16 protein-coding genes are annotated in these 16,453 nt (G+C 68.6%); 2 read left to right on the plus strand and 14 right to left on the minus strand.

The genetic code is table 11. The annotated features are described in order from the left end of the window. Positions 1 to 26: 26 nt before the first annotated feature. The 6 genes from AB0N14_RS12010 to AB0N14_RS12035 all read right to left on the minus strand — a co-directional run bounded on the left by AB0N14_RS12010 (position 27) and on the right by AB0N14_RS12035 (position 6,594). A complete protein-coding gene (locus AB0N14_RS12010) occupies positions 27 to 1,055 on the minus strand; it encodes a WYL domain-containing protein (RefSeq protein ID WP_366025528.1) in 1,029 nt (342 codons plus the stop codon). A gap of 17 nt (positions 1,056 to 1,072) precedes the next feature. After that, on the minus strand, positions 1,073 to 2,026 hold the full coding sequence (locus AB0N14_RS12015; RefSeq protein WP_366025529.1) for a WYL domain-containing protein: 954 nt from the start codon (positions 2,024 to 2,026) through the stop codon (positions 1,073 to 1,075). A 351-nt stretch (positions 2,027 to 2,377) separates the two neighbouring features. Beyond that, positions 2,378 to 2,749 (minus strand): FKBP-type peptidyl-prolyl cis-trans isomerase, encoded by a 372-nt coding sequence (locus AB0N14_RS12020; protein WP_103839080.1) that lies wholly within the window; start codon positions 2,747 to 2,749, stop codon positions 2,378 to 2,380. A 70-nt stretch (positions 2,750 to 2,819) separates the two neighbouring features. After that, positions 2,820 to 3,824 (minus strand): FKBP-type peptidyl-prolyl cis-trans isomerase, encoded by a 1,005-nt coding sequence (locus tag AB0N14_RS12025; protein WP_366025530.1) that lies wholly within the window; start codon positions 3,822 to 3,824, stop codon positions 2,820 to 2,822. Positions 3,825 to 3,963: 139 nt separating this feature from the next. Continuing rightward, the gene (pafA, locus tag AB0N14_RS12030) at positions 3,964 to 5,325 is read right to left on the minus strand and encodes a Pup--protein ligase (RefSeq protein ID WP_019754142.1); all 1,362 of its coding nucleotides are present in this window, start codon (positions 5,323 to 5,325) and stop codon (positions 3,964 to 3,966) included. Positions 5,326 to 5,334: 9 nt separating this feature from the next. Continuing rightward, the gene (locus AB0N14_RS12035; RefSeq protein WP_366025531.1) at positions 5,335 to 6,594 is read right to left on the minus strand and encodes an MFS transporter; all 1,260 of its coding nucleotides are present in this window, start codon (positions 6,592 to 6,594) and stop codon (positions 5,335 to 5,337) included. Between the two features lie 151 nt (positions 6,595 to 6,745). Between AB0N14_RS12035 and AB0N14_RS12040 the strand changes: the two genes are divergently transcribed. Further along, positions 6,746 to 7,759: a LacI family DNA-binding transcriptional regulator gene (locus AB0N14_RS12040; protein ID WP_366025532.1), complete on the plus strand. Its 1,014-nt coding sequence runs from the start codon at positions 6,746 to 6,748 to the stop codon at positions 7,757 to 7,759. 79 nt (positions 7,760 to 7,838) lie between these two features. On the opposite strand, the gene prcA is transcribed toward AB0N14_RS12040, so the two are convergent. From prcA to arc, 6 genes are all read right to left on the minus strand, one after another. Next, positions 7,839 to 8,600 (minus strand): proteasome subunit alpha, encoded by a 762-nt coding sequence (prcA, locus tag AB0N14_RS12045; RefSeq protein WP_366025533.1) that lies wholly within the window; start codon positions 8,598 to 8,600, stop codon positions 7,839 to 7,841. A gap of 61 nt (positions 8,601 to 8,661) precedes the next feature. Further along, complete coding sequence (gene prcB, locus AB0N14_RS12050) at positions 8,662 to 9,507, minus strand: proteasome subunit beta (RefSeq protein WP_366025534.1); 846 nt, start codon at positions 9,505 to 9,507, stop codon at positions 8,662 to 8,664. Next, positions 9,459 to 10,052 carry an endonuclease VII domain-containing protein gene (locus AB0N14_RS12055; RefSeq protein ID WP_366025535.1) on the minus strand — a complete coding sequence of 198 codons (594 nt, stop codon included), beginning with the start codon at positions 10,050 to 10,052 and terminating at the stop codon, positions 9,459 to 9,461. Before AB0N14_RS12055 ends, prcB begins: the two co-directional genes overlap by 49 nt. A gap of 45 nt (positions 10,053 to 10,097) precedes the next feature. Further along, complete coding sequence (locus AB0N14_RS12060) at positions 10,098 to 10,316, minus strand: ubiquitin-like protein Pup (RefSeq protein WP_366025536.1); 219 nt, start codon at positions 10,314 to 10,316, stop codon at positions 10,098 to 10,100. Between the two features lie 188 nt (positions 10,317 to 10,504). Continuing rightward, the gene (dop, locus tag AB0N14_RS12065; protein ID WP_366025537.1) at positions 10,505 to 12,016 is read right to left on the minus strand and encodes a depupylase/deamidase Dop; all 1,512 of its coding nucleotides are present in this window, start codon (positions 12,014 to 12,016) and stop codon (positions 10,505 to 10,507) included. Positions 12,017 to 12,250: 234 nt separating this feature from the next. Then, positions 12,251 to 14,017: a proteasome ATPase gene (gene arc / locus AB0N14_RS12070; protein ID WP_366025538.1), complete on the minus strand. Its 1,767-nt coding sequence runs from the start codon at positions 14,015 to 14,017 to the stop codon at positions 12,251 to 12,253. 243 nt (positions 14,018 to 14,260) lie between these two features. Here arc and AB0N14_RS12075 point away from each other — a divergent pair, with 243 nt between their 5' ends. Continuing rightward, positions 14,261 to 14,566 (plus strand): ferredoxin, encoded by a 306-nt coding sequence (locus AB0N14_RS12075; RefSeq protein WP_103839089.1) that lies wholly within the window; start codon positions 14,261 to 14,263, stop codon positions 14,564 to 14,566. Between the two features lie 79 nt (positions 14,567 to 14,645). On the opposite strand, the gene AB0N14_RS12080 is transcribed toward AB0N14_RS12075, so the two are convergent. Together AB0N14_RS12080 and AB0N14_RS12085 are read right to left on the minus strand one after the other, a co-directional pair. Next, positions 14,646 to 15,221, minus strand: a complete 576-nt coding sequence (locus tag AB0N14_RS12080) for a hypothetical protein (protein WP_366025539.1) — start codon at positions 15,219 to 15,221, stop codon at positions 14,646 to 14,648. 298 nt (positions 15,222 to 15,519) lie between these two features. Continuing rightward, the gene (locus AB0N14_RS12085; protein ID WP_366025540.1) at positions 15,520 to 16,422 is read right to left on the minus strand and encodes a tRNA (adenine-N1)-methyltransferase; all 903 of its coding nucleotides are present in this window, start codon (positions 16,420 to 16,422) and stop codon (positions 15,520 to 15,522) included. Positions 16,423 to 16,453 lie beyond the last annotated feature (31 nt).

Below are 16,453 nucleotides of genomic sequence, written 5' to 3' on the forward strand. Positions count from 1 at the left end.
CGACGCACCAGACATCGCCGACGTGCTCACAACTGCTGCTCCTGCCTGTCGTACAGCCCGTCCTGAACCGGATCCGGCCCGTCGTACGCCGCGAGCGCCTCGCGGGCCGCCCGGCGGGCGCTGTCCGCGAGGTCCTGCGGCGACACGATCCGGCCGTCCCGTCCGAGCCGCAGCGCCAGCCGTCTGAGCGACGCCGGCTCGGGGGTCCGCAAGGTGATACGCAGCCCGCCGTCCGGCAGCTCATCCGCGCTGTCGTGCGGGTAGTACTCGGCGACCCAGCGGCCGCCCGGTCCTACCTCGACGACCACCTCGGGGTCCTCGGCGGCGGGCTGGACGAGCCCCTCGGACAGGTCCCGCAGCTCGACCTCCGGGGGCGCCGACTGCTCGTCGAGGATCTTGATCTCGGCGACCCGGTCGAGCCGGAAGGTGCGGCGCGCCTCGGAGCGGCGGCACCACGCCTCCACGTACGTGTGGCCGACGCTGACCAGGCGGATCGGGTCGATCTCGCGCTCGGTGACCTCGTCGCGGGCCGGCGAGTAGTAGCGGATCCACAGGCGGCGACGCTCGGAGATGGCCCGGTCGACGTCGGCGAAGACACCGCCCTCGGACTCGAACGTCACCGACAGCCGGGAGCTGGCTCCCGCGGCCTCGCCGGCGGCGGTCTCCACCTTGGCGGTGGCGCGCAGCAGCGCCTGCCGGTCGCTCTCCCGCAGCCCCGGCAGGGTGGCCACGGCCCGCGCGGCCACCAGCAGCGCGGTCGCCTCGTCCGCCGCCAGCCGCAGGGGTTCGGCCGCCTCCGCGCCGAGAGCGGCCGGGTTGTGCCACCAGATGCGCTCGCCGTCGGTGTCGATGTCGAGGAGGTCGCCGCCGCGGAAGCTGGTGCCGCACATGGGCAGCACGTCGAGGTCCGAGACCAGCTCCTCCTCGGTGATCCCGAACGCCCGGGCGACGTCCTCGACGCGCGCGCCGGGGCGCTCCCGCAGATACGTCACCAGGGACAGCATCCGCCGGGTCTGGTCGATGGCGTTCGCCGGCCTGGCCGGTTTGCCTGCCACGGTCGTACCTCTCCCCCTCAGCCCTTGGCCACGGCACGCAGCCGGTCCACGACGTCGGCCCGCAGCTCCGCCGGCTCCAGGACCACCACGTCGGGCCCGAACTCCACCAGCCAGGCGTCGAGGCCGTGCCCGTACGGAATCTCCAACTCGTCCCAGCCGTCACCGAGTTCCCGCACGGAGGTGGCCTTCGCCCGAAGGGGGTACCCCGCGTCCTTGCGCAGCCGGATCCGCGCCGAACGGTCGGCGGTCTCCCCCGCCCAGCTCGCCACGGTCTCACGGACGGTGACCACGTCGGGCACCGGGGCGGTGAAGGCGCCACCGCGGCTGCGCACCTTGCCGGTGATCCTCGAGAGCCGGAAGACACGCTCGGCTCCCCGGTCGCGGTCCCAGCCCGCCAGGTACCAATGGCCGCGCCAGCACTCCAGCGCCCAGGGTTCGACATGGCGCTGTTCGGGGTGGGCGGCGGTGGCCTTGCGGTAGTCGAAGACCACGGGGCGGCGGTCCCGGCAGGCCAGCATCAGCGGCTCGAACGCGGCCTCGTGCACGGGGATGCGGGGTTCCAGGGCGCCGTGGGCCTCGTAGGGGTCGACGTCCTCGGGCAGGCCTGCGGCGCGCAGCTTCTGCAGGGCGCCGCTCGCTGCACCCGCGAGCCGGGCCTGCTGCCACACCTTGGCGGCCAGGCCGAGCGCGGCGGCCTCCTCGGCGTCGAGGGTGATGGGCGGAAGGCGGTTGCTGTCGCGGCGGGCCAGGTAGCCGACCTCGCCGTCGAGGTTCTCCACGGTCTCGATCACGAGCCCGAGCTCACGCAGGTCGTCCTTGTCCCGCTCGAACATGCGGTTGAAGGAGTCGTCGGACCCTGCTTCCAGATAGGCCTCGACGGACTGGCGCAGCTCACGCTTGCTGAGCGGCCGCCGCGTCCCGAGCAGACACAGCGCCAGGTTCATCAGCCGCTCGGCCTTGGCAATGGCCATCGACGCCCTTCGCCTCCCCATGGTGCTTACGACGGACGACCGTACCGCCCGCAAGCACCCCGGCAAAAGCCGAGGGCCCACGCCCGCACAGGCATGGACCCAGCCGATCGTTTCCGATCGCCTCCAGGCAGCCGCCGAGACCGTCCGCGGCAGACCCGGCCTCGGCCGCCCCGGAGCCCGCCGGAGGCACTCCGCGAAGCGCCCCCACCGGGTAGGCGGCCGGATCACCTTCGCAGCCGCCGGGTGACCGCTTCTGCGGCCCCGCACAGCGGCTGGCGGACGGCCCCGGTGGCCGGCAGGGGTTCCGCCGCCGGGCCCCGGCCCGGCGGCGGTCGGCCACTGGTGCCTCGGTCAGACCGCGACCAGGTCGCAGACGAAGATCAGCGTCTCGCCCGGCTTGATCCGGGCGCCCGCGCCACGGTCGCCGTAGGCCAGGTGCGGGGGAATCGTCAGCTGGCGGCGGCCGCCGACCTTCATGCCCTGGACGCCCTGGTCCCAGCCCTTGATGACCTGGCCGACACCCAGCTGGAACTTCAGCGGCGTACCGCGGTTCCAGGAAGCGTCGAACTCCTCACCGGTGGAGAAGGCCACGCCCACGTAGTGGACGGAGACGGTGTCGCCCGCCTTGGCCTCCGGGCCGTCACCCTCCCAGATGTCCTTGATCTCGAGGTCGGCCGGGGGCTCGCCGCCCGGGAAGTCGATCTCGGGCTTCTCGATGCTCACGTCAAAAGCTCCTGCTGTTTCGTGTTGAGGCCATTGCGGCACCACCGACACTCTCACATCCCCGCAGGGCTTACATCTTCGCCAGGATGTCGACCACGAAGACCAGCGTGGAGTCCTTCTTGATGCCGCTGCCGCTCGGCGGGTTGTCCCCGTACCCCAGCTTCGGCGGGATGACGACGAGCACACGGCTGCCCACCTTCTTCCCGGTCAGCCCCTGCGCCCAGCCCTTGACGACCTGCTGGAGCGAGAACGACGCGAGCTGGTCACGGCCGTACGTGGAGTCGAACTCCTTGCCGGTGTCCCAGAGCACGCCCTTGTACTGCACGAGAACGGTGTTGTCCGCCTTGACCTCGTCGCCGTCGCCCTCGATGACGTACTTCGCGACCAGCCCCGTCGGCGGCTTCACCTTCGGCACGTCGATGGACGGTGCCTTGCCGTCGGTGTTCGTGCCCACCTTCGGCAGGTCGGAGTCGCTCTGCGCCACCGCCTTGCCCTTGGCGGAGCTCTTCGCGTTGAACGTGTTCCGCACGTCCACCACGAACACCAGCGTGTCGGTGCCCTTGATGCCCGCCTGCGGGTTGCCCTGCGTGCCGTACCCCCAGGTCGGGGGCACGGCCATCAGCACCCGGCTGCCGACCTTCTTCCCCGCCAGCGCATACCGCCAGCCGTCGATGATGCCGCCCTGGGCGAGCTGGATCACCAGCGGCGTCTTGCGGTCGTAGGAGTTGTCGAAGACCTTGGCCGTGTCCCAGATCTGGCCCAGGTAGTTCGCCTGGATGTAGTCGTTCTCCGCGACCGTCTGCCCACCGCCGGCGATCACCGTTTTGACCGCCAGGTCCTTCGACGGCGAGCCGGACCCCTTCGCCACAGTCGGCTTCTCGTCGAACTTCGTCCCGGCGGTGATCGCCGGCAACGGCCCCTCGACGATCTTCGGCGGCGGCGCGGCCGACGTCGCCGAGGGCGCGGGGGACGAACTGGTACCACCCGCACCCTTGCCGGACTTGTCGTCACCGCATCCGGCGACGGTCACCAGCCCGGCGGGCACAGCGGCAAGAAGAAGAGAGCGTCGGCGCACGATGGGGCCTCAATCGGTCGATCTTGATGGATGGCGTGCGCGCAACTCTACGGCGAAAGAAGGGCGCCGTACGGCAAACGTACGGCGCCCGTGTGGCGTTCCGGTGACACACGCGAAACGCGCGTCTCAGATTCCGGTCTCACATTCCGGCGATCAGCTTCTCCACCCGGTCGTCCACCGAACGGAACGGGTCCTTGCACAACACCGTCCGCTGTGCCTGGTCGTTGAGCTTCAGATGCACCCAGTCGACCGTGAAATCACGGCGCTGTTCCTGCGCCCGCCGGATGAAGTCGCCGCGCAGCCGCGCGCGAGTGGTCTGCGGCGGAACCGACTTGCCCTCGAAGATCTTCAAGTCGTTGCAGATCCGGGCCGCCTGGCCCTTCTTCTCGAGCAGGTAGTACAGGCCACGACGACGGTGGATGTCGTGGTAGGCGAGGTCTATCTGCGCCACCCGCGGATGCGACATCGTCATGTTGTGCTTGGCCCGGTACCGCTCGATGAGCTTGTACTTCATCACCCAGTCGATTTCGGTACCGATCCGGTCGAGATCCTCCGACTCGATCGCATCCAGCGTACGGCCCCACAGCTCCAGCACCTGCTCGACCGTGCCCGTCCGGATACCGCGGCGCTCGCAGAAGTCGACGGCCTTCTCGTAGTACTCCCGCTGCACCTCCAGCGCGGAGGCCTCCCGGCCGCTCGCCAGGCGCACCTTGCGGCGGCCCGTGATGTCATGGCTGACCTCGCGGATCGCCCGGATCGGGTTCTCCAGGGTCAGGTCACGCATCACCGTCCCCGCCTCGATCATGCGCAGCACCAGATCGGTCGCGCCGACCTTCAGCAGCATCGTCGTCTCGGACATGTTCGAATCACCGACGATGACATGCAGACGGCGGTAACGCTCCGCGTCCGCGTGCGGCTCGTCCCGCGTGTTGATGATCGGCCGGGAACGGGTCGTCGCCGAGCTGACACCCTCCCAGATGTGCTCGGCCCGCTGACTCACGCAGTACACCGCCCCGCGCGGGGTCTGCAGCACCTTGCCGGCACCGCACAGCAACTGCCTGGTGACCAGGAACGGAATCAGGATGTCCGCGAGCCGCGAGAACTCCCCGTGCCGCGCCACCAGGTAGTTCTCGTGACAACCGTAGGAGTTGCCCGCCGAGTCCGTGTTGTTCTTGAAGAGGTAGACGTCGCCCGCGATTCCCTCCTCGTGCAGGCGGCGTTCGGCGTCGACCAGCAGTCCCTCGAGAATGCGCTCGCCGGCCTTGTCGTGGGTGACCAGTTCGATCACGTTGTCACATTCGGGTGTCGCGTATTCCGGATGCGAGCCCACGTCGAGATAGAGACGGGCCCCGTTGCGCAGAAACACATTGCTGCTGCGGCCCCATGACACGACACGGCGGAAGAGGTACCGCGCCACCTCGTCAGGCGACAGACGGCGCTGTCCCCTGAACGTGCACGTGACGCCGTACTCGTTCTCCAGCCCGAAAATGCGGCGGTCCATGACTGAACATTACGCCCGATCCCCCGAGCTGAAACGGGGTTCGACAGCACGGTTTGGATCATTTTCCGGTGAACCCGCAACCACCCCGCCCCCGGCGGGAGCTGCGAGGACCCGCCCCGCGACCACCAGGACCAGCAGCGACACGGCCCCCGCGGCCCCCGGCACCGCGAAACCCCACAGCGCGCCACCCGCCTGCACCACCGGCCCCGCAACGCCCGTCCCGACCGACGCACCCACCGTGAACGTCGTCACCAGCCACGAGAACGCCTCCGTCACCGTACCGCTCGGCGCATGCCGGTCCACCAGTACAAACGCACACGCGATACACGGCGCCAGGAACACGCCCGCCAGTGCGGTCAGCCCCGCCATCGCGACCACACCCGGCATCAGCATCAGCGGCAGATAACACAGCGCCAAAAGGCCCACCAGCACACGCAGCCGCCGCTCCGGCGCACCCGGCCACCGCCGCGCCCCGTACACCGAACCCCCGACCAGAGCACCCAACCCGATCGCCGCCATCAACCACCCGTACACCCCGTCGCCCCCGTGACCATCGGCGTACGACACGGCCGCCACCGTGATCGAACCCAGCGCCATCCCCACGAACAGGAACGCACCGAGCAGCACCAGCAGCCCCCGCGAGCGCAACGCCCCCAGCCAGTGCGCCTCACGCGGCGCCGACCGCCACGCACGCGACGGCGGCGACACCACCACAGACAAGGCGCCCAGGACCCCGACGACATTCAGCACCACCACCGCCACCCGCGCCGACCACAGCGACGCGCACAACGTCACCAGCAACGGTCCGACGGTGAACATCACCTCCTGCGCCACCGCGTCCATCGCATACGCCGTGTGCACCTGCTCCTCCCGGCGCAGCACCACCGGCCACAGCGCCCGCAGACCGCCCTCCAGCGGCGGCGTGAACAGCCCCGCGACCACCATCGCCGCATACGCCACGGCGATCGGCTCAAGACCCGCCAGCGCGAACACCGTCATGGCGGCTGCCGACACCACCGCCGCCGGCAGCTGCACCCGCGGCTGCCCGTGCAGATCTACCAGCCGCCCCAGCACCGGCTGCCCCACCGCGTTGGCCACCCCGTACACCGCGGCCAGCGCCCCCGCGAGGCTGTACGTGCCGCCCTCGGCCCGCACGAACAGCACCACGGCGATCGCCGCCACCGCGTTGGGCAACCGGCCCACCAGCGTCCCCACCAGCAGGCGGGCCGCATGCCTCGCCCTGAGGATCTCCACGTATCCCGCGGCCATGCGCGTCCCTTCTCCCGGCCCCACCCCGCTTCTCCCTACCCGCGACGGGGGAAGTTTTACGTATAACCTCGCCTGCCATACGTACCATGAGCGCTGACCAGCAGTCCACACGACGCCGCCCCACCAGCCCGCACGAAGGAGCACGCCCACCGTGCCACCAGGTAGCACGCGACCCACCAGCCGCGATGTCGCCCAGGCCGCCGGCGTCTCCCAGGCAGCCGTCTCCCTCGTCCTCGGCGACAAATGGCGCGGACGCGTCTCCGAACCCGTCGCCGAGCGAGTCCGCGAGGCGGCCCGGGAACTGGGCTACCGGCCCAACCTCGCGGCACGCAACCTCCGCCTCGGCCGCACCCGCACGGTTCTGCTGGTGGTACCCGCCCTCACCACCGAATTCTTCGCCGGCGTCTACACCGGCGCCGCCCGCATCGCCGCCGACCACGGCTTCGGCGTCGTCCTCTACCCCTCACCCGAAGGCGTCGGCCCCGTCAAAGACCCCTTCCACTCCGCACAAGCCGCCCTCGACGGCGTCATCGCCTCCTCCATGGCCGCCGACGCCCTCACCGCCATCCACGGCGACCAACTCCCCCTCGTCATGCTCGACAGCGACCCCGAGGGCAGCCCCGGCGCCGCAACCGTCAACCTGGACATCACCGACGGCGTACGCCAAGTAGCCGAACACCTCCTCGGTCTGGGCCACCGGCACTTCCTCCACCTCGCCGCCGACGTCCCCTCCTGGACCTTCCGGATACGCGCCCAGGAACTCGCGGCACGCGTCGGCACCGTCCCCGGCACCACCCTCCGCACCACCCACGCCCCCATCTCCATCGAAGGCGCCCTCACCGCCGCCGAAACCGCCCTCGCCGCCCCCGGCCCCCGCCCCACCGCTCTCGTCTGCGACGACGACAAACTCGCCGCCGGCGCCTACAAAGCCGCCCGCCGCCTCGGCCTGCGCATCCCCGACGACCTCTCCGTCACCGGCCTCGACGACCTCGCCCTCGCCACAGCCATCGACCCCGAACTGACGACCGTACGACTGGACGCGGAACTCTTCGGGGAGCGAGGCATGGAAGCCCTGCTGGCCGTCCTGGAAGGCCGCACACCCGAGCAGGGCGACATCCCGGTGGAACTCGTCGTACGCGGCTCCACAGCACCACCGCGCCAGTGACCCGGGAGCACAACGCTGCGCGCCCCGACCCAGGACGGGCGGGGCGCGCAGCGTCATACCGTCATACGAATGAGGCGACCTACTCCTCCGACTCGGCGTCGGCGTCCGCGTCGGCCTCCGCCTCCGCCGCCGTCGACGCACCGTCCGTCTGCAACAGACGCGACAGCTGACGACCGGTGATCCGCCTGAACTTGCGCTTCTGCGGCCGCATACGGTCCAGCACCGCGACCTCCAGACGCTCCGCCGGAATCTCCCGCTCACTGCCGTTCGTATCCCGCGACAACGCCTGCACGGCCAGCTTCAACGCCTCCGCCAACGTCATCCCGTCGCGGTGACGCTGATCGAGAAAACTGCTGATCTGCTCGGCATTGCCACCGACCGCCACCGAACCGTGCTCATCCACGATCGACCCGTCATGCGGCAGACGGTAGATCTGATCACCCTCCGGGGTCTCCCCCACCTCGGCGACCACCAGCTCCACCTCGTACGGCTTCTCCGCCGCACTCGAGAAGATCGTGCCCAGCGTCTGCGCGTACACGTTCGCCAGACCACGGGCGGTCACGTCATCACGGTCATAGGTGTAACCCCGCAGGTCGGCATAGCGGACCCCACCGATGCGGAGATTCTCGTACTCGTTGTACTTGCCGGCGGCCGCGAAACCGATCCGGTCGTAGATCTCACTGAACTTGTGCAGCGCACGGGACGGGTTCTCACCGACGAACACGATGCCGTCGGCGTACTGCATCACGACCAGACTGCGGCCGCGCGCGATGCCCTTGCGGGCGTACTCCGCCCGGTCGGCCATGGCCTGCTGGGGGGAGACATAGAACGGCGTCGACACCGGTTATCCGTCCCTTTCTGTCGAAGTCACACGATCACCCTGATAACAACCGGTCCCGCCGTCAGAGCAGCGCGGCCCGCGGACCGTCGGGCTGCTCCAGACGCCGGTCCAGAACGGAACGGGCGATCTCCGACGACTCGTCCTCGGTCAGTCGGCGGAAGCCGTCCTCGGTGATCACGGTGACGATCGGATAAATCCGGCGAGCGACATCGGGACCACCGGTCGCCGAGTCGTCGTCCGCCGCGTCGTACAGGGCCTGAACCACCAGGGTCGTGGCCTGCTCCTCAATCAGATCCTCACGGTAGAGCTTCTTCATGGCGCCGCGCGCGAAGATCGAGCCGGAACCCGTGGCCGCGAAGCCGTGCTCCTCGGAACGGCCGCCCGTCACGTCGTAGGAGAAGATGCGGCCCTTGCCACGATCCACGTCATAACCGGCGAAAAGCGGGACCACGGCAAGACCCTGCATGGCCATGCCCAGATTGGAACGGATCATGGTCGACAGGCGGTTCGCCTTGCCCTCCAGGGACAGCTGCGCACCCTCGACCTTCTCGAAGTGCTCCAGCTCCAGCTGGAACAGCTTGACCATCTCGACGGCCAGACCCGCCGTGCCGGCGATGCCGACGGCCGAGTACTCGTCCGCCGGGAACACCTTCTCGATGTCCCGCTGCGCGATCACATTGCCCATGGTCGCCCGGCGGTCACCCGCGAGCACGACGCCCCCCGGGAACGTCGTGGCCACGATGGTGGTGCCGTGCGGAGCCTCGATCACGCCCTGCGTGGGCGGCAGCTGCCGCTTGCCGGGCAGCAGCTCGGGCTGGTGCTCCGACAGGAAGTCCATGAAGGACGACGAGCCAGGCGTCAGGAAGGCAGCTGGTAGACGCCCGGTGCTACGAGGATTGGCTTCCACGCGTTTCCTTCCACGTATGTCGCAGCCCGCCTTATCACGTCGGGCCGATCCTTGAACTGCCCCAGTGCGGCATTGCAGCTGAAGCACAGTACGCCACGGACCCTACCCGTCTCATGGCAGTGATCCACATGCGCTGCCGGGGCAGACAGACATATGCAGCAGACGCCTCCCTGGGAGGCGGTCAACTCGTCACGTTCGGCTTCGGTGAGGCCGTACTGGCGCTTCAGATCGCCCGCTCGCGACTTCGTCGCCCGGCACGCCTTGCAGCTCGTCGAGAGGCCGTCGGAAGCCGTAGCGTTCCGATGCCACTCGCTGTGCGGCTTGACCTCCCCACAGCTCCGGCAGAATTTATGGCCCTCGGGCGTCTCCACCCGCGGCCGGACGTTCTTCCCCTTCGCCAACTGCCGGGCCTGGTGGTACTCCGCCCAGCACTCCCGGCAGTAAGCCTGAAGCCCATCCCGGGCCGCTCTATTACTAGCGAAGGCTGCTCGCGGCTTGGACTCCTTGCACCGCGAGCAACGCTTCACCGTCGGCTCCCCGACCACTTACACCCCCGAGCCTCCGAATCTTGGATTCGAAGGAAAAGCGGCCTACTGACCACCCTTCTGAACGAATGAGCGTACGAAATCCTCTGCATTCTCCTCGAGGACATCGTCGATCTCGTCCAGGACGGAGTCCACGTCGTCGCTCAGCTTCTCCTGCCGCTCCTTGAGATCCCCCGAAGCCTGAGCCTCCTGCTCCTGCTCCTCGATCTCCTCGGTGGAACGCGTGGCCTTCTGCTGGCCGCCGCCGGTGTCCTTGGTCGCCATAACCCTCACCCCGCTCAGTTCGCCCGACATGGTCGACAGGTCGGCTTTCCTGCCGATCGGTGGTGATCAGACCCTACTAGCCGGGTCCGACAATGGCCCCGCAGTTACTCCAACGTGCGGGGACCACCTCGATGATTCCCGGCCGCCGGGATTTACACCCCGGGCGGCCGGGCTGGTCCGAGTACCCCTCAGCCGCCTGACAGGACCCTGACCAGGTCCTCGGCCGTGCGGCAGCGGTCCAGGAGCTCCTTGACGTGATTACGCGTTCCGCGTAGCGGTTCCAGGGTTGGAACGCGTTGGAGGGAGTCCCGGCCGGGGAGGTCGAAGATGACCGAGTCCCAGGAGGCGGCGGCGACGTCGTCCGCGTACTGCTCGAGGCAGCGGCCGCGGAAGTAGGCGCGTGTGTCCTCCGGTGGCTTTGTACGGGCCCGTTCGACCTCGTTCTCGTCCAGGAGGCGCTTCATGCGCCCGCGGGCCGCGAGGCGGTTGTACAGGCCCTTCTCGGCGCGTACGTCGGCGTACTGGAGGTCGAGGAGGTGGAGCTTGGCGGCGTCCCAGTCGAGGGCGTCGCGACGCCGGTAGCCCTCCATGAGTTCCCGTTTGGCGACCCAGTCGAGTTCGCCGGCGAGGCTCATGGGGTCGCGCTCGAGGCGGTTGAGGGTGTCCTCCCAGCGGGACAGGACGTCCTTCGTCTGGTCGTCCGCATCGGCCCCGTAGCGTTCCTCGACGTACTTGCGTGAGAGCTCGTAGTACTCCATCTGGAGCTGGACCGCCGTGAGTGTGCGGCCGCTGCGGAGCGTGATCAGTCGCTTCAGGGTCGGGTCGTGGGAGACCTGGTGCAGCGTCCGTACGGGCTGGTCGACCGCGAGGTCCACCGCGATGAAGCCGTCCTCGATCATGGACAGGACCAGAGCCGTCGTGCCCAGCTTCAGGTATGTCGAGATCTCCGACAGGTTCGCGTCGCCGATGATCACGTGGAGGCGGCGGTATTTCTCCGCGTCCGCGTGGGGTTCGTCGCGGGTGTTGATGATGGGCCGCTTGAGTGTCGTCTCGAGGCCCACCTCCACCTCGAAGTAGTCGGCGCGCTGGCTGAGCTGGAAGCCGTGTTCGTGGCCGTCCTGGCCGATGCCGACGCGGCCGGCTCCGGCGATGACCTGGCGGGAGACGAAGAAGGGGGTGAGGTGGCGCACGATGTCGGAGAAGGGGGTTTCCCGCTTCATCAGGTAGTTCTCGTGCGTGCCGTAGCTGGCGCCCTTGTTGTCGGTGTTGTTCTTGTAGAGGTGGATGGGTTGGGCGCCGGGGAGCTGGGCGGCTCGTTCTGCGGCTTCTGCCATGATGCGTTCGCCGGCTTTGTCCCAGAGGACGGCGTCGCGGGGGTTGGTCACCTCGGGGGCGCTGTATTCGGGGTGTGCGTGGTCGACGTAGAGCCGTGCGCCGTTGGTGAGGATGACGTTGGCGAGGCCGATGTCCTCGTCGGTGAGCTGGCTGGCGTCGGCGGCCTCGCGGGCGAGGTCGAAGCCTCGCGCGTCCCGCAGCGGGTTTTCTTCCTCGAAGTCCCAGCGGGCCCGGCGGGCCCGGTGCATCGCCGCGGCGTAGGCGTTGACGATCTGGGATGAGGTGAGCATGGCATTGGCGTTCGGGTGGCCGGGGACGGAGATGCCGTACTCCGTCTCGATGCCCATTACTCGCCGTACGGTCATGCGGCCCTCCTTGCCCGGCGGCGCCCTCGGTCGGGGGCGGCGCTCAGATACCGCTGGTGCTCCGGTGCGCGTGCGGTACCCGTCCCCGCACGGCGCGACGCGGCGGTAACAAAGAGCCTAGAACGCCTTTGCGCTGGTGGGGAGATCATTTGCGTCATTGCTGTGCTCCAGCCGTGGCCTGAAAAGCAGTGGGCTGCGGGTACCCGGTGGGGGCACCCGCAGCCGCCCTTGCTTTTACAGGTACTGACCGGTGTTTGCCACCGTGTCGATGGAGCGTCCGGTGTCTGCACCTTGCTTTCCGGTGATGAGGGTGCGGATGTAGACGATCCGTTCGCCCTTCTTTCCGGAGATTCGGGCCCAGTCGTCGGGGTTGGTGGTGTTGGGCAGGTCCTCGTTCTCCTTGAACTCGTCCACGCACGCCTGGAGGAGGTGGGAGACGCGGAGGCCTTTCTGGTTGTGTTCGAGGAAGTCCTTGATTGCCATCTTCTTGGCGCGGCCGACGATGTTTTCGATCATGGCGCCTGAGTTGAAGTCCTTGAAGTAGAGGACTTCCTTGTCGCCGTTGGCGTAGGTGACCTCAAGGAAGCGGTTTTCGTCGGACTCGGCGTACATCTGTTCCACGGCGGTCTGGATCATGGCCTGGACAGTGGCGCCCTTGTCGCCTCCATGTTCGCTGACGTCGTCGGCGTGCAGGGGGAGGTTTTCGGTGAGGTACTTTCCGAAGATGTCCTTGGCTGCTTCGGCGTCCGGACGTTCGATCTTGATCTTCACGTCGAGGCGGCCGGGGCGCAGGATGGCGGGGTCGATCATGTCCTCGCGGTTGGAGGCGCCGATGACCACGACGTTCTGCAGGCCTTCCACACCGTCGATCTCGGCGAGGAGCTGGGGGACGATGGTGTTCTCCACGTCCGAGCTGACGCCGGAGCCGCGGGTGCGGAAGAGGGATTCCATCTCGTCGAAGAAGACGATGACGGGGGTGCCCTCGCTGGCCTTTTCGCGGGCTCGCTGGAAGACGAGGCGGATCTGTCGTTCGGTTTCGCCGACGTACTTGTTCAGGAGCTCGGGGCCCTTGATGTTGAGGAAGAAGCTCTTGCCGGCGGCCTGGCCGGTCACTTCGGCGACCTTTTTGGCGAGGGAGTTCGCCACGGCCTTGGCGATGAGGGTCTTGCCGCATCCGGGGGGTCCGTAGAGGAGGACTCCCTTGGGTGGGCGCAGCTCGTGCTCCTTGAAGAGGTCGGGGTAGAGGTACGGGAGCTCGACCGCGTCGCGGATGGCTTCGATCTGGCCGGCGAGGCCGCCGATCGCCTCGTAGCCGATGTCGGGTACCTCTTCGAGGACGAGTTCTTCGACCTCGCTCTTGGGGACGACCTCGTAGACGTAGCCGGAGCGGGGTTCGAGCAGGAGGGCGTCGCCGGGGCGGATGGTGACGTCCAGCAGCGGCTCGGCGAGCCGTACCACCCGTTCCTCGTCGGTGTGCCCGAGCACCAGGGCGCGCTCGCCGTCCTCGAGGATCTCCTTGAGGGTGACGATGTCCCCGACGCGCTCGAACTCCATGGCTTCAACCACGTTGAGCGCTTCGTTGAGCATTAGTTCCTGGCCGCGGCGGAGCTCGTCGAGGTCCACGCTGGGGCTGACGTTCACGCGGAGCTTGCGGCCTCCGGTGAAGATGTCGGCGGTGCCGTCCTCGTTCGCCTGCAGGAAGACACCGAAGCCGGCCGGTGGCTGTGCGAGCCGGTCGACTTCTTCCTTGAGGGCCACGATCTGGTCGCGGGCCTCACGGAGCGTGTTGGCGAGCCGCTCGTTCTGCGCGGACACGCCGGCCAGGTTGGTCTGCAGCTCGACGATCCGCTCTTCGAGAATTCTCGTGTGTCGCGGAGAGTCGGCGAGCTTGCGTCGCAGGACGGCGATCTCCTGCTCAAGGTAGGCGATCTGCCCGGCAGGGTCGTCGGACCCTCGTCCCGGGCGGATGCCGCGGTTCATGTCGTCGTCGTGGGCTGCCACGGTCCTCACCTCCTCCAAGGGGAGCTGGACGCTTCCAGACCCTACCTGGGTGGGTGTCGATTGAAACCCCTAGATCACAAAGACTGTCGGAGTGTGTCCGATCTTCACCCTTGCGCTCTCCCTCACGCCAGGGGAATACCCACCGAACATGATTGGGAAGCGGCCGAAGGTAGGGTCGAGGTGTTCAACACCCGTCAGAGCTGGCCGGATTCCCGGGGCTCTGCGCAGTCAACGGCAGAGGAGATGACCGTGCAGCAGGAGGCCGGTGTCGGCGGCGAGGAGCTGGAGGTCTGGATCGACCAGGACCTGTGTACCGGTGACGGTATCTGTGCCCAGTACGCGCCGGAGGTCTTCGAGCTGGACATCGACGGTCTGGCTTATGTGAAGGGGCCGGACGAGGAGCTTCTGCAGGTCAGGGGTGCTGCGACGCGGGTGCCGTTGCCGCTGGTGGGGGACGTGGTGGATTCGGCGAGGGAGTGTCCTGGCGAGTGCATCCATGTGCGCCGGGTTTCGGACAGGGTGGAGGTGTACGGCCCGGACGCTGCGTGATCACACCGCCACCTCAGGTCAGCTGTGTCTCTTTTCTCACAGTCTCTGGGCTGTGCGTCACCCTGTCCGGGCCGTGGGGTCAGACGTCGCGGCTGCCGCCGGCGGTGGTGCGGAGGAATGCGCCGTTCTTCCACTGCCACTTGGCGTTGTCTTTGACGTCGGGGCAGCAACTCGGCACGTCGGGCGAGGAGTAGCCGAGGAGGGTGGCGGTGACGGCTGCGTCGCGGACGGCGAAGTCGGTGACGGTGTTGCGTTCCTTGGGGTCGACGAGGGTGGCGACGACGCGGGGTGTGGTGGTGCCCGCCGCCTGGGTGAGGACGTAAAGGCCGTCGGGTGGGGTGCCCATGCCGGCGTCGCAGTGGACGACGACGACGGTTTCGGGGCGGCCGTCGCCGTCGAGGTCGCCGGTGACTTTCTTGACGACGAGGAGCTTGGTGGGGCCGCAGTCGAGGGGGAAGTCGGCCTTGGCGGGGTCGGGGGGTGCGGTGGCGACGGGGGCGGCCTTGGTCTCGGTGTGGGGTTGGGCCGCCGTTGCGGCGCCCGGCTGCAGCACGGAGGACAGGGCGATCACGCCGGAGACTGCGGTGGCGGTGGCGACCCAGTGGATGGGCCGGGTGGTGGTGTGAGCCAGTTCCGGGACGGCGGAGTGCTGCACGGGGGAGGTGTCTCCTGTGAGGGCTGTGCCGGTGGGGGTGCCCCGCATCGTGCCACACGTCACAGTACGGGGGAACGGCGGGGTGGGCACTGCTGGTGGCGCGTCAGTTTCCGCGTGTGCCGGGGGTGGAGAGGGATGGTCGCGCCCGTGGGTGGGTGTGTGCGCGTGTGTGTGCTTCGGCGGGTGGGGGTGTGCGCGTGTGTGCGCTTGAACGCGTGAGCGCCGTGGCCGAGTTACGCGAGATGTGCGGGAACTCGGCCACGGCGCTGGTGTGTTGGGGGCTGTGTGGGGGCCGGGGTCAGCGGCCGGTGCCTCCGTCGGCGTTGGGGCCGGTGTAGTCCTCGCCGTAGGCACCCTTGGCGGGGCGGCGGCGGCGCATGGGCGGCTCGACGCCGTCGGCGAGGCGGCGGGCGGTGAGGAGGAAGCCGGTGTGGCCGATCATGCGGTGGTCGGGGCGGACGGCGAGGCCCTCGATGTGCCAGTTGCGGATCATGGTTTCCCAGGCGGTCGGCTCGTTGAAGCAGCCGATTTCGCGGATGGACTCGACGGTCCGGGCGAGCTGGGTGGTGGTGGCGACGTAGCAGCAGACGATGCCGCCGGGGACGAGTGCCTTGGAGACGGCCTCGAGGCATTCCCAGGGGGCGAGCATGTCGAGGATGACGCGGTCGACGTCGGTGTCGGACAGGTTGTCCTGGAGGTCGCCGACGGTGAGCTGCCAGGCGGGGTGGGGGCCGCCGAAGTAGCGTTCCACGTTGGCCTGGGCGATCTCGGCGAAGTCGGCGCGTCGCTCGTAGCTGTGCAGCGTGCCCTGGTCGCCGATGGCGCGCAGCAGGAAGGTGCTGAGCGAGCCCGAGCCGACGCCGGCTTCCACGACGCGGGCGCCGGGGAAGATGTCGGCGAAGGCGAGGATCTGCCCCGCGTCCTTGGGGTAGACGACGGCTGCCCCGCGGGGCATGGACAGGACGTAGTCGGGGAGCAGGGGGCGCAGCGCGAGGTAGGCGACGTTCCCGGTGGTGCGGACAACGCTGCCCTCGGGTGCGCCGATCAGTTCGTCGTGCGGGAAGGAGCCCTTGTGGGTGTGGAAGTTCTTTCCCGCTTCGAGTGTGAACGTGTAGTGGCGGCCCTTGGGGTCGGTCAGCTGTACCTGGTCCCCGACCTTGAAGGGCCCGCGACGGCGGGCGGCACCGGTCGGTTCGGACATGTGACCAGCCTACCGGCAGTGGAGGGGGCCG

The organism is Streptomyces sp. NPDC051104 (assembly GCF_040682835.1).
GTDB lineage: Bacteria > Actinomycetota > Actinomycetes > Streptomycetales > Streptomycetaceae > Streptomyces > Streptomyces cynarae.